Raw genomic sequence first — 384 nt, forward strand, 5'->3', positions numbered from 1 at the left:
TAGGATTAACAAGAATCTCATCTGGATCAAGCTTTATTTTTTCTGTTGTTAACCCCCACGGATCAATCCAAGTCAACCCATTAGGTGCATACTGATACAGATTCAAACCGCCCAGCAACCCAATCGGGTCTGGCTGAGTAAATCTACCTATATCCGGATCATAATACCTGAAAGTATTGTAGTGCAGTCCGGTTTCTCTGTCTAAATACTGTCCCTGATACCTCAGATTCTGTTGTATCTCTGTATGAGTAATCTCCTGTATCGGTTTGCCCCATAACTGGTATGAGCATTCCCACACAATTTCACCGGCTTCATCCGTCAGCTCCTCCGGCATGCCGTTCAGGTCGGTATGGAAGTAGTAGATGTGTTGTTCCTGATTACCGT

Annotated in this window: 1 protein-coding gene; it reads right to left on the reverse strand. The window is 44.5% G+C overall.

Going from position 1 to position 384, the window contains the following annotated elements; genetic code table 11:
- Positions 1-384 (reverse strand): RHS repeat domain-containing protein (locus H3T84_RS11990; RefSeq protein ID WP_198219331.1); only part of this gene is annotated, 384 nt, incomplete at both ends.

The organism is Snodgrassella sp. M0110, assembly GCF_016101465.1.
In the GTDB taxonomy this organism is placed as follows: Bacteria; Pseudomonadota; Gammaproteobacteria; order Burkholderiales; family Neisseriaceae; genus Snodgrassella; species Snodgrassella alvi.